8 protein-coding genes are annotated in these 12,090 nt (G+C 68.7%); 4 read left to right on the top strand and 4 right to left on the bottom strand.

Annotated features, from left to right (window positions below):
* Nucleotides 1-120: 120 nt before the first annotated feature.
* Entirely contained in the window at nt 121-1,728 is a 1,608-nt protein-coding gene (locus tag FNH09_RS12070; RefSeq protein WP_162468454.1) for a YibE/F family protein, read from the bottom strand.
* Nucleotides 1,729-1,969: 241 nt separating this feature from the next.
* On the opposite strand from FNH09_RS12070, the gene thiC reads away from it, so the two are divergent.
* Nucleotides 1,970-3,772 (top strand): phosphomethylpyrimidine synthase ThiC, encoded by a 1,803-nt coding sequence (thiC, locus tag FNH09_RS12075; protein WP_152887013.1) that lies wholly within the window; start codon nt 1,970-1,972, stop codon nt 3,770-3,772.
* 110 nt (nt 3,773-3,882) lie between these two features.
* Here thiC and FNH09_RS12080 read toward each other — a convergent pair whose 3' ends face one another.
* The 3 genes from FNH09_RS12080 to FNH09_RS12090 all read right to left on the bottom strand — a co-directional run bounded on the left by FNH09_RS12080 (nt 3,883) and on the right by FNH09_RS12090 (nt 7,720).
* A complete protein-coding gene (locus FNH09_RS12080) occupies nt 3,883-4,755 on the bottom strand; it encodes a hypothetical protein (RefSeq protein ID WP_152887015.1) in 873 nt (290 codons plus the stop codon).
* A 181-nt stretch (nt 4,756-4,936) separates the two neighbouring features.
* Nucleotides 4,937-6,019, bottom strand: a complete 1,083-nt coding sequence (locus FNH09_RS12085) for a metallophosphoesterase (protein WP_152887018.1) — start codon at nt 6,017-6,019, stop codon at nt 4,937-4,939.
* A gap of 588 nt (nt 6,020-6,607) precedes the next feature.
* Nucleotides 6,608-7,720 (bottom strand): LacI family DNA-binding transcriptional regulator, encoded by a 1,113-nt coding sequence (locus FNH09_RS12090; protein ID WP_152887020.1) that lies wholly within the window; start codon nt 7,718-7,720, stop codon nt 6,608-6,610.
* Between the two features lie 435 nt (nt 7,721-8,155).
* Between FNH09_RS12090 and hisC the strand changes: the two genes are divergently transcribed.
* The 3 genes from hisC (at nt 8,156) to cydB (ending at nt 12,086) form a co-directional block, all read left to right on the top strand.
* The gene (gene hisC, locus FNH09_RS12095; RefSeq protein WP_162468455.1) at nt 8,156-9,235 is read left to right on the top strand and encodes a histidinol-phosphate transaminase; all 1,080 of its coding nucleotides are present in this window, start codon (nt 8,156-8,158) and stop codon (nt 9,233-9,235) included.
* Nucleotides 9,236-9,552: 317 nt separating this feature from the next.
* Nucleotides 9,553-11,061: a cytochrome ubiquinol oxidase subunit I gene (locus tag FNH09_RS12100; protein ID WP_162468456.1), complete on the top strand. Its 1,509-nt coding sequence runs from the start codon at nt 9,553-9,555 to the stop codon at nt 11,059-11,061.
* 20 nt (nt 11,062-11,081) lie between these two features.
* Nucleotides 11,082-12,086 (top strand): cytochrome d ubiquinol oxidase subunit II, encoded by a 1,005-nt coding sequence (cydB, locus tag FNH09_RS12105; RefSeq protein ID WP_152887026.1) that lies wholly within the window; start codon nt 11,082-11,084, stop codon nt 12,084-12,086.
* The last annotated feature ends 4 nt before the right edge of the window (nt 12,087-12,090 follow it).

Consider the following 12,090-nt stretch of genomic DNA (forward strand, 5'->3'; position numbering starts at 1 on the left):
GGGCGTGGGGGCCCGTAGGAACGCTTCCGTGGGGCTCGGGAGGTGCGCCGGTGCCACCGTCGGGCCGGGGCGCTCGTGGGGCCTTCCGGCCGCCGTCCGACCGGGTGATCCCGAGCGGGGTCACCGCTTGCGCCGACGCCCCCGTCCACCGCGTGCAACGCTCGGCTGGTCACCCGCCGGAACCGCTGCCGCGGCGCTCTCCAGGCCCTGCCGGTCCGCGGCGACCACCAGGGCCGCCAGCGCCGTGGTGACCGGCACCGAGGCGACCAGACCGATCGAGCCGACCAGCGTGCGCACGATCTCCTCGGCGACCAGCTCGCTGTTGGCGACCGTCCCGATGCTGCTCTGCGCTATCGAGAACAGCAGCAGCAGCGGCAGGGCCGCGCCCGCGTAGGCGAGGACCAGGGTGTTCACGACGGACGCGATGTGATCGCGGCCGATGCGGATGGCCGCGCGGTACAGGCCCCGCCAGCCCATCGACGGATTCGCCTCGTGCAGCTCCCAGACCGCCGAGGTCTGTGTCACCGTCACATCGTCGAGGACACCGAGCGAGCCGATGATGACGCCGGCGAGCAGCAGACCGCTCAGGTCGATCGACGGATACAGGCCGTGGATCAGGCCGGTGCTGTCGTCGGTGTTGCCGGTGAGCGCGGCCCAGTCGACGAACAGCGAGCCGAGTACGCCGATCAGGAGCAGCGAGATCAGGGTGCCGAGCACCGCCACGGAGGTACGCGCCGACAGTCCGTGGCACAGGTACAGGGCGATCAGCATGATGGCGCTCGACCCCACCACCGCCACGACCAGCGGGTTCGAACCCTGGAGGATGGCGGGCAGGATGAAGAAGTTCAGGATCATGAAGCTGATGGCCAGTGCCACCAACGCCATCACGCCCCGCAGCCGTCCGACGACCACCACGGCGAGGGCGAAGATGCCTGCGAGCACCGTGACCGGGATCCGGCGGTTGACGTCGGTGACCGAGTACTGGAGGTCCTTCGGCGCGGAGGGCTCGTAGGCGACCACGACCTTCTCGCCCTCGTGCAACTGCCGTGACTGGTCCGGCTGGATGATCTCGGTGAAGGTGCGGCCCTTGTCCGAACCGGTACCGACCTGGATCGTCGCCTTCTTGCAGGTGCTGTTCGACTTCTGCTGGGCGGACGAGCCCCCGGCGGCCGAACCGCCACCGGTCGAGGTGCCGCCGCCGCCCGAGGCGTTCACCGAGGCGCAGCTCACGTTCACCACTTGGGTGACCGTGGCCTGCTGGGTCTGCCGGTCGAACCCGACGCCGGTGCGCTCGTGCGCCGGAGCGCCACCGGGCCACAGCACCATCAGCCCGACCACCACCGCGGCCGCGAAGGGCACGAGGACCGCCGCGATGACCTTCCGCAGGTGCTTGGAGACGGGGGCGGCCGGCCCATGGCTGTGCGTATGGCCGTGTCCGCCGCCTGAACCCGGGTTCCGCTCGTTGTCGCCGTGGCCGTGGCCGTGGCCGTGGCCGTGGCCGTGGCCGTGACCGTCGCCGGGACCGTGACCGTCGCCGGGACCGTGGTCCGGGCCCTGCCCCCGTCCGTGGATCTGCCCGTGCTCGGAGCTCCGCTCGTAGTGCTGCCCCTCGCTGAAGTCATGAGCGCGCCCCGGACCGATGCTGCCACCGCTCCCATTGCCGTGGCCGACGCCGGGCCTGCGCGGCGGCTCGGGAAGGGGGTACGGAGGCTCTTGGGTCGTGGTCACCGCCCGATCATCGCAAGAACGGCGGAGGCCCACTGTTCACCGCGCCACACATGACGCTAGCGTGGAGGCACCTTTGCACACGCGGGAGCTCGGAGCACCGGGCTGAGAGGGCGCTGACCTCCGTCTTTGCGATGTTTCACGTGGAACGAGTGATGTTTCACATGAAACTTCTGTTGACGGAAGCCGCTGCGTCGACCGCTGAACCTGTTACCGGGTAATGCCGGCGTAGGGAGTAGGTCTCATGACCAACAAGGACGCGCGCACTCCTGCCTCCGATCAGGGCGAACAGCCCCAGGAGGCCGGAACGTCGATCGGCTGGCACAAGGCGTATGTCGAGGGCTCACGCCCCGACCTGCGGGTGCCGGTTCGTCAGGTGCACCTCACCAACGGGCAGTCGGTCACGCTGTACGACACATCGGGCCCGTACACCGATCCGTTCCACGCGACCGATGTCCGCAGGGGCCTGCAACCCCTGCGGGAGAACTGGATCGTCGGACGTGGAGACACCGAGGAGTACGCGGGCCGACCCGTCCGTCCCGAGGACGACGGAATCAAGCACACCTCACCGCGCGGTGGGCTGCGCAACCTCGACGCGGTCTTCCCCGGACGGCCACGCCAGCCCCGCCGCAGCCGCGACGGCCGGGCGGTCACCCAGCTCGCCTACGCGCGCCGCGGCGAGATCACGCCCGAGATGGAGTTCGTGGCCATCCGGGAGAACGTGGACCCCGAGGTGGTCCGCGAGGAGATCGCGGCGGGCCGGGCGGTGCTGCCCGCGAACGTCAACCATCCCGAGATCGAGCCGATGATCATTGGCAAGCGATTCCTGGTGAAGGTCAACGCCAACATCGGCAACTCCGCCGTCACTTCCTCCATCGAGGAGGAGGTGGAGAAGATGACCTGGGCGACCCGTTGGGGCGCCGACACGGTCATGGACCTGTCCACCGGCCGCAACATCCACACCACCCGGGAGTGGGTGCTGCGCAACTCCCCCGTTCCCATCGGCACGGTGCCGCTCTACCAGGCCCTGGAGAAGGTCGACGGCAGGGCCGAGGAACTGACCTGGGAGATCTACAAGGACACCGTCGTCGAACAGGCCGAGCAGGGCGTGGACTACATGACCGTCCACGCGGGCGTCCGGCTGCCGTACGTACCGCTCACGGCGAACCGCAAGACGGGCATCGTCTCGCGCGGCGGCTCGATCATGGCGGCCTGGTGTCTCGCGCACCACAAGGAGTCGTTCCTGTACGAGAACTTCGAGGAATTGTGCGAGATCCTCGCCGCCTACGACGTCACGTACTCGCTGGGCGACGGCCTGCGGCCGGGATCGATCGCCGACGCCAACGACGAGGCGCAGTTCGCCGAGTTGAGGACCCTCGGGGAACTCAACCGGATCGCGAAGCGTTTCCACGTACAGACGATGATCGAGGGCCCGGGCCATGTCCCGATGCACAAGATCAAGGAGAACATCGACCTTCAGCAGGAGATCTGCGATGAAGCTCCGTTCTATACGCTCGGCCCCCTGACCACGGACGTCGCACCGGCGTACGACCACATCACCTCCGGCATCGGCGCCGCGATGATCGCCTGGTGGGGCACGGCGATGCTCTGTTACGTCACGCCCAAGGAGCACCTGGGCCTGCCCAACCGTGACGACGTCAAAACCGGTGTCATCACCTACAAGATCGCCGCCCACGCGGCCGATCTCGCCAAGGGCCATCCCGGTGCCCAGGACTGGGACGACGCGCTGTCCGACGCCCGGTTCGAGTTCCGGTGGGAGGACCAGTTCAACCTCGCTCTCGACCCGGACACGGCACGGCAGTTCCACGACGAGACACTGCCGGCCGAGCCGGCCAAGACGGCCCACTTCTGCTCGATGTGCGGGCCCAAGTTCTGCTCGATGAAGATCAGCCAGAGCATCACGGAGCGGTTCGGCGGGGCGGCGGCCGAGGGGGCGTCGTCCGCGGAGATCGCCGAGGGGATGCTCCAGAAATCGAAGGAGTTCGCGGCGAGCGGGAACCGGGTGTACCTGCCGATCGCGGACTGAGGTCCGAACGTATCGTCCGTGCTCCGACCGGCCGCGGGTGCCGGTGCTCGCGTCGGGACATGGCCGGATGCTCGGCCTGCGCCTTCCCTGCGAGGGCGCAAGCCGAGGGGCTATTCCGGCTGGTGCTCCGGGCCGCCGAAGTCCGGGCTGGTGAAGTCCGGGCTCGTGTAGCTCGGGCGCGGCCCCGCGGCGGGGCCGTCGTCGGGGCTGGTGAAGCCCGGACGGTCGTAGCCGAGGCGGGGCATGCGGCCGGTCGGCGCCGACGGGGCGGTGCGGTGTCCCGCGACCGCCGTGCCGGGTTCGGCGAGTGCTTCTCGCAGGAACGGCAGGATGCCCCGCTCCAGGAGGGCCTCGCACCAGGCCTCCCTGGCCCGGGTCAGTTCCTCGTTGAGCGCGGCCTGCGATTCCGCTTCGAGTGAGGGCCGGTTGCGCAGCGCGGTGAGCAGCAGACCGACGGTGGCCACGAGGATCGCGGCCGCCGTCATGGCACCGAACACCCATCCGGCGGTGATCATGGTCTGGGCGATCGTCGGCTCGGGGTCGAGCATCTTGAGTATGTAGCCCACGAGCAGGAAGATCGCCGCGGCGGTTCCGGCGAGGACGGGGGCGAGGACCGCGACGACGGCGACGGCGCCTGCGCCGGTGGTCTCCGCGACCTCCCCCATGGTGGCGGCGAGCCCCATCGCGCCCGCCCCCGGCTCCGCGGAGCCGGACACGGACATGGGCGACGAAGGGGTGGACGGCGCCGGCTGGCGCAGTTCCTCGCGGACCTTCACGTAGTGCTGGTATTCGGTCGCCGCGGCCGCCGTGATGAGCGCGGTGGCGTTGAGCGCCATGGTGCGCAGTTGTTCGGGGTTGAGCCGCTGTCCGACAGCGGCGAGTTCCGGGCGGTGTGGTGCGGAGCGCAGCGCCTCGCCGAGGACCCGCTCGTACTCCTGGCGGTCCTCGCTCAGCAGGTGCTGCGGAACGCTGTTCATGTGCATCCCCCGATGCTCCGTAGGGCTTGAGGCTCGCATGGCGACGAGCCGTCGGGCAGAAACGGAGGGGAGCCTGCTACGGATAAGCCGATAGTAGAGCGGCCATGGCTCAGGTTGACAGAGGGTTTCCAGAATTGGGTGCCGTCCTGTAGAGGCGCCGTCTGCCGGAGATGAGCCCCGCGAACGCTCAGACCGGCAGCGGAAGTTGCTGGACCAGCAGTTTTCCGGCCATGGTCACACCGCCGTCCATCGCGATCGCGAGACCTTCGGCATAGACGTGCGGTCCGTCGACCACGGGGCGGCTGCCGTCCTCGTCGTCCTCGGAGCCGACCTCGCCCAGCAGATAGGGGATCGGGCTGTGGCCGTGGACGATGCGGGTGCCGCCGTACATGTCGAGCAGGGAGCGGACGGCGTCCGCGCCCCCCTCGTCGCGGAAGGAGAAGCGCTTGGTGAACTTGCGGAACAGGTCCCAGACCTCGTCCGCGTCGTTGCGCGTGAGGGCCTCGCGGATGGTGTCGTTGACCGCCTCGATCGAGTCGCCGTAGTCGAGGTAGGCGGTGGTGTCCGAGTGGACGAGCAGATGGCCGTCGACCTCCTCGATGGCGTCGAGGCGGGCCATCCACTGGAGGTGATGGTCCTGGAGGCGGTCCATGTCGGTCTTCTGGCCGCCGTTGAGCAGCCAGGCCGCCTGGAAGGTGGCCGTGCCCGCGCCGGAGTTGACGGGGGTGTCGTTGAACCGCTTGGCGCCGAGCAGCAGCAGTTCGTGGTTGCCCATGAGGGCCTTGCAGTAGCCGCCGGCCGCGGCGGCCTCCGCGGACAGCCGCATCACGAGGTCGATCACGCCGATGCCGTCCGGGCCGCGGTCGGTGAAGTCGCCGAGGAACCACAGCCGTGTGGTGCCCGCGCACCACTGGCCGGCCGCGTCGATCAGGCCCTTGGCCTGGAGAGCGGCGACCAACTCGTCGAGATAGCCGTGCACATCGCCGACGACGTACAGCGGGCCGGGTCCGTCGGCGGGCTGCGGGACGGTGGCGGACGCCGGTTCGACGGCGACCTGAAGGGTGTCGCCCCGGTTGATCACCGGCAGGTCGCGCTGGGTGGGCGTGTACCCGTCGGGATGCTCCACCGGCTCCTCCACGGGTACGACGCCCTCGCCGGCGTGGACGTCATGGGCGTACGGACCGGTCTCATGGACGTACGCGGGCACCCGGAAGTCGCGCAACGTCGCCGTCCGCTCCACCTCGGGTCCCTGACCGGCCCCCTGAGTCATCAGACCCCTCCACCATCGCGCCGCATCTGCACCGTTTCGGACTGCCTGGTCGCAGTGGCCCACGGTGCCGTGGGCCCATCATAGGAATGCGGATCGTGCCGTGTGATGACCCAGGGGTGGTGAATCAGAACAGGACTCCGGTCCGCCGAGGCTTTTGCTCCGATTGGTCCGGTATTCGGCCGCCTGTCGGCAAGGACGTCCGCCGGTCCACGAAAGGGGCCGGGTGCCGATGTCACAGCTCTGTCCCAGGATCGGGAACCCCCGTGGACGGACTTGGCCTGCCGGGTGCGAGGGCTCCCGGCGGGCCGCGGCCGGGGCATGGCGGTCAACAGATCCTTCTTCCGCTTCTCCCGGGCCGGGGACGGGCAGGTTCACGCGTCGCGCCGGGGGAGCGGGCCGGTGCCTCCGCCCACCGCTCCGGGGCCGGGCGACGACCGCGGCCGGCAGTGCCGCCGCGGCCGATCCCGGGTCCGGTCCGCTCCCCTGCGCGGTCCGCCTCCGGTGCGGCCCGTCCCCTGTGCGGGCCGCACGGCGGCGTCGCGCGGCCGAGGCGCCCCGAGGGGCCCCGGCCCGCCCCATGAGCGCTCGCTATCGCCGGTCGGGAGTCCTCGGCGGACTGACCGTGGTGCGTGGCGGGCGCCGCTGCGAGGAGGTACGCACGATCAGCTCGGTGGGTATCACCTGCTCGACCGGCAGGTCCGACTCCACGCCCTCGATGGCGTCGATGAGCAGCTGGACCACCGCTGTGCCGATGCGACGGGGCTTCAGCGAGAGCGTGGTGATGGGCGGCTCGGTGTTGGCGTACACGGTGGACTCGCTGCAACAGACCAGCAGCAGGTCGTCCGGGACGCGCAGCCCGTAGCGGCGGGCGGCGGCCAGCAGGTCGGTGCCGTTGGGGTCGAACAGGCCGTAGACCGCGTCGGGGCGGTCGGGGCGGGCGAGCAGCCGGTCGGCGGCGACGGCGCCCGCGCACGGATCGTGCGCCGGGTACGCCTCGTACACCGGGTCCTGGCCGACGCGCTCGCACCAGCGCAGGTACGCGGTGGTGGACAGACGGGTGTAGGTGTCCGTGGTCGTACCCGTGAGCAGGCCGATCCGTCGGGCGCCGGCGTCGGCCAGGTGGTCGAGGATGCCGAGGACGGCGGCCTCGTGGTCGTTGTCGACCCAGGCGGTGACCGGCAGCGAGCCGGCCGGGCGGCCGTCGGAGACGACCGGCAGCCCTTGGCGGACCAGTTCGCTGACCACCGGATCCTGGTCCGAGGGATCGATGACGACCGTGCCGTCCAGGGCCACGTTCGACCACACGTCGTGGCGCGAGGTCGCCGGCAGGATCACCAGGGCGTAGCCGCGGGCGAGCGCGGCGGAGGTGGCGGCTCTGGCCATCTCCGCGAAGTACGCGAACTCCGTGAAGGTGAAAGGTTCATCCCCGTACGTCGTCACCGTCAGGCCGATGAGGCCGGACTTGCCGGTACGGAGGGTTCGGGCCGCGGCCGAAGGGCGGTAGCCCAGTCGGTCGGCGACTTCGCGGACATGGCGTCGGGTGGCGTCGGGGAGCCGGCCCTTGCCGTTGAGGGCATCGGAGACGGTCGTGATGGAAACCCCGGCGGCGGCGGCCACATCCCTGATGCCCGCCCGGCCCGGCCGACTGCCGCGGCGTGCGGTTTCCGCGCGGCTCACCTGGTGCTTCCCTGCTGCTGTCATGGCGAGCCGATAGTAGGGCTCATGCGGTGGGGTAGGGCGGGCGCATATGCACGTATTGACAGGCACGTTTCTGCAAGGTCGTACGCAGGTAACTGCCTTAGAAAGCAAGTCAGTTGATCGATTCAGGGGCAGTACGTGACTTGCCGGGGTGCGCCGACCTGCCAAGTGCTCGATGTCTCGAAGAGGTCTCAACTCACCTTCACGAGGGATGCGCGCCACGGCGTGAGCCACCGGCGCGTAGATATATGTACGACACGCCCCCCTTGGAGCGCGCGCCTCTGTCCGGTGACGCCTCTGATACTCCCGTGACGCTTGGGCTCAGCCCGTCCGACGGCTCCGATGGCGAAGAGGTCGGGCATCACCCGTGCGCAGCCGCGCCGAATCCTCATAAGGTGAGAAGTATTGGAAGCGGTGGTGGTCACAAGGAGGACTGCGGTGAGCGAGACGAGCCCCAAGCTGCGCGCCGAGCTGGAGGGGATCCCCACCTACAAGCCGGGCAGGCCCGCCGCGGCCGACGGTCCGGTGGCGTACAAGTTGTCCTCCAACGAGAACCCGTACCCGCCGCTGCCCGGTGTGATGGAGAGCGTGACGGCCGCGGCCTCCGCCTTCAACCGTTACCCGGACATGGCGTGCACGGCCCTGATGAACGAGCTGGCCGACCGCTTCGGCGTCCCGGTCTCCCATCTGGCGACCGGCACCGGTTCCGTCGGTGTCGCCCAGCAGCTGATCCAGGCGACCGCCGGACCGGGCGACGAGGTGATGTACGCGTGGCGGTCCTTCGAGGCGTACCCGATCATCACGCAGGTCAACGGTGCCACGTCGGTGCAGGTCCCGCTGACGCCGGGCGACGTGCACGACCTGGACGCGATGGCGGACGCGATCACCGACCGCACCCGGCTGATCTTCGTCTGCAACCCCAACAACCCGACGGGCACGGTGGTGCGCCGGGCGGAGCTGGAACGCTTCCTGGACCGGGTGCCCGGCGATGTGCTGGTGGTGCTCGACGAGGCGTACCGGGAGTTCATCCGCGACACCGAGGTGCCGGACGGGGTCGAGCTGTACCGCGACCGCCCGAACGTCTGTGTGCTGCGGACGTTCTCCAAGGCGTACGGCCTGGCGGGCCTGCGCGTCGGTTTCGCCATCGCCCATGAACCGGTCGCCGCGGCGCTGCGCAAGACGGCGGTCCCGTTCGGGGTGAGCCAGCTCGCGCAGGACGCGGCGGTCGCCTCGCTGAACGCCGAGGACGAACTGCTCGGGCGGGTCGGCTCCCTGGTGTGCGAGCGCACGCGCGTGGTCGACGCGCTGCGTGCCCAGGGCTGGACGGTGCCCGAGACCCAGGCCAACTTCGTGTGGCTGCGGCTGGGCGAGCGCACCGTCGACTTCGCGGCGGTGTGCGAGCAGGCGGGCGTCGTGGTGCGGCCGTTCGCCGGCGAGGGTGTGCGGGTGACGATCGGGGAGAACGAGGCGAACGACATCTTCCTGAAGGTGGCGGAAGGATTCCGCAGGGACCTGTAGGGCTCCCGCTCGACGGCTCGACGGCTCGACGGCTCGACGGCTCGACGGCTCAACTGCCGACGTGAGGGGCGTCTGTTCCACGTGGAACAGACGCCCCTCACGTCGTAGTGCTCCTCGATGGGGCCGAACGGCTCTGGACGGTCGGGCCGGTGGGACTCCCTTGAGGACCCCCCGGCCCTCACGCGTCGAACGGGTATGCGCCATACTTGCTTGTGAATGTGAACGCGTTCACAAGCGTGTCCCGATTGTTCCACTGGTTTATGTGACAAATGGGGCAAACTGCCGCTACATCGCGGCAACGTAAGGAGACTGACGACGTGGAATTGGCTTTGGCGCCGGAGACGCTGGCGCGCTGGCAGTTCGGCATCACCACCGTCTACCACTTCCTGTTCGTCCCCCTGACGATCTCGCTCGCCGCTCTTGTCGCAGGTCTTCAGACCGCCTGGGTGCGCACCGAGAACGAGAAATACCTCAGGGCGACGAAGTTCTGGGGCAAGCTCTTCCTGATCAACATCGCGATGGGTGTCGTCACCGGCATCGTGCAGGAGTTCCAGTTCGGTATGAACTGGTCGGACTACTCGCGATTCGTCGGTGACATCTTCGGTGCTCCCCTGGCCTTCGAGGCCCTGATCGCCTTCTTCTTCGAGTCCACCTTCATCGGTCTGTGGATCTTCGGCTGGGACAGGCTGCCCAAGAAGATCCACCTGGCCTGCATCTGGATGGTCGCCGTCGGGACGATCCTGTCGGCGTACTTCATCCTCGCGGCCAACTCGTGGATGCAGCACCCCGTCGGCTACCGGATCAACAAGGTGAGGGGGCGTGCCGAACTCACCGACTTCTGGCACGTCCTGACCCAGAACACCGCGCTCGCCCAGGCGTTCCACACGCTCACCGCCTCCTTCCTGACCGGCGGCGCGTTCATGGTCGGTATCGCGGCCTTCCACCTGTTCCGCAAGAAGCACGTCTCCGTGATGAAGACTTCGCTGCGGCTGGGCCTCGTCACCGTGGTCATCGCCGGCCTGCTCACCGCGATCAGCGGTGACACCCTCGGCAAGGTCATGTTCAAGCAGCAGCCGATGAAGATGGCCGCCGCCGAGGCGCTCTGGGACGGCCAGGATTCCGCGCCGTTCTCGATCTTCGCCTACGGAGACGTCAGCAAGGGCCACAACACCGTCGAGCTGTCCATCCCGGGGATACTGTCCTTCCTCGCCGACGACGACTTCAACTCGTACGTCCCCGGCATCAACGACACCAACAAGGCCGAGCAGCTGAAGTACGGGCCCGGCGACTACCGGCCCATCATCCCCGTCACCTTCTGGGCGTTCCGCTGGATGATCGGCTTCGGCATGGCGTCCTTCGCCATCGGGCTGGTCGGGCTCTGGCTGACCCGCAAGAAGTTCATGCTGGCCCAGCACCTCAGGGTCGGCGAGGACGAGGTGCCGCACCTGGTGCTCTTCAAGAACAAGGCGCTCAGCCCGAAGCTCGGCAAGCTGTACTGGCTCGTGGCGATCTGGACCCTGGGCTTCCCGCTGATCGCCAACTCCTGGGGCTGGATCTTCACCGAGATGGGCCGTCAGCCGTGGGTCGTCTACGGCGTGCTCCAGACCCGGCAGGCGGTCTCCCCCGGTGTCTCCCAGGGCGAGGTGCTCACCTCGATGATCGTCTTCACCGCGCTGTACGCCATCCTCGCCGTCGTCGAGGTCAAGCTGCTGGTGAAGTACATCAAGGCAGGGCCGCCGGAGCTCACCGAGGACGACCTCAACCCGCCCACGAAGATCGGCGGCGACCACCGTGACGCCGACAAGCCGATGGCCTTCTCGTACTAGGCCGAGGGAGCTGCACAGTCATGGAACTGCACGACGTCTGGTTCGTCCTGATCGCCGTCCTGTGGACCGGTTATTTCTTCCTGGAGGGCTTCGACTTCGGGGTGGGCATCCTCACCAAGCTGCTCGCCCGGGACCGCCCGGAGAAGCGGGTGCTGATCAACACCATCGGGCCCGTCTGGGACGGTAACGAGGTATGGCTGCTGACGGCGGGTGGTGCGACCTTCGCCGCGTTCCCCGAGTGGTACGCCACGTTGTTCTCCGGCTTCTACCTGCCGCTGCTGATCATCCTGGTCTGCCTGATCGTCCGGGGTGTCGCCTTCGAGTACCGGGCCAAGCGGCCGGAGGAGAACTGGCAGCGCAACTGGGAGACGGCGATCTTCTGGACCTCCCTGATCCCGGCGTTCCTGTGGGGTGTGGCCTTCGGCAACATCGTGCGGGGAGTGAAGATCGACCAGAGCTTCGAGTACGTCGGCAACTTCTGGGATCTGCTCAACCCGTACGCCATCCTCGGCGGTCTGGTGACGCTGACGCTGTTCACCTTCCACGGCGCGGTGTTCACCGCGCTCAAGACCGTCGGGGACATCCGGGAGCGGGCGCGGAAGCTGGCGCTCGTGGTCGGTCTGGTGACCGCCGTGCTGGCGCTGGTCTTCCTGCTGTGGACGCAGGTCGACAGCGGGGACGGCAAGAGTCTGGTGGCCCTGGTCGTGGCCGTGGTGGCCCTGGTGGCGGCGCTCGCGGCGAACCAGGCGGGTCGTGAAGGCTGGTCGTTCGCCTTCTCCGGTCTCACCATCGTGGCCGCCGTGGCCATGCTCTTCCTGTCGCTCTTCCCGGACGTCATGCCGTCCTCGCTCAACGCGGACTGGAGCCTCACGGTCGCCAACGCCTCGTCGAGCCCGTACACGCTGAAGATCATGACGTGGTGTGCGGCGATCGCCACACCGATCGTCCTGCTCTACCAGAGCTGGACCTACTGGGTGTTCCGCAAGCGGATCGGCACGCAGCACCTCGCCGAAGCCGCGCACTGAGTCC

The sequence above is a fragment of the Streptomyces adustus genome (genome assembly GCF_009377175.1).
Taxonomy (GTDB): Bacteria; Actinomycetota; Actinomycetes; order Streptomycetales; family Streptomycetaceae; genus Streptomyces; species Streptomyces adustus.

What these genes read in the sequence shown, in the direction of transcription:
- thiC (WP_152887013.1), top strand. Translation starts at nt 1,970, where the DNA reads ATGACCAACAAGGACGCGCGCACTCCTGCCTCCGATCAGGGCGAACAG.
- FNH09_RS12080 (WP_152887015.1), bottom strand. Translation starts at nt 4,755, where the DNA reads ATGCACATGAACAGCGTTCCGCAGCACCTGCTGAGCGAGGACCGCCAG.
- FNH09_RS12085 (WP_152887018.1), bottom strand. Translation starts at nt 6,019, where the DNA reads ATGACTCAGGGGGCCGGTCAGGGACCCGAGGTGGAGCGGACGGCGACG.
- FNH09_RS12090 (WP_152887020.1), bottom strand. Translation starts at nt 7,720, where the DNA reads ATGACAGCAGCAGGGAAGCACCAGGTGAGCCGCGCGGAAACCGCACGC.
- cydB (WP_152887026.1), top strand. Translation starts at nt 11,082, where the DNA reads ATGGAACTGCACGACGTCTGGTTCGTCCTGATCGCCGTCCTGTGGACC.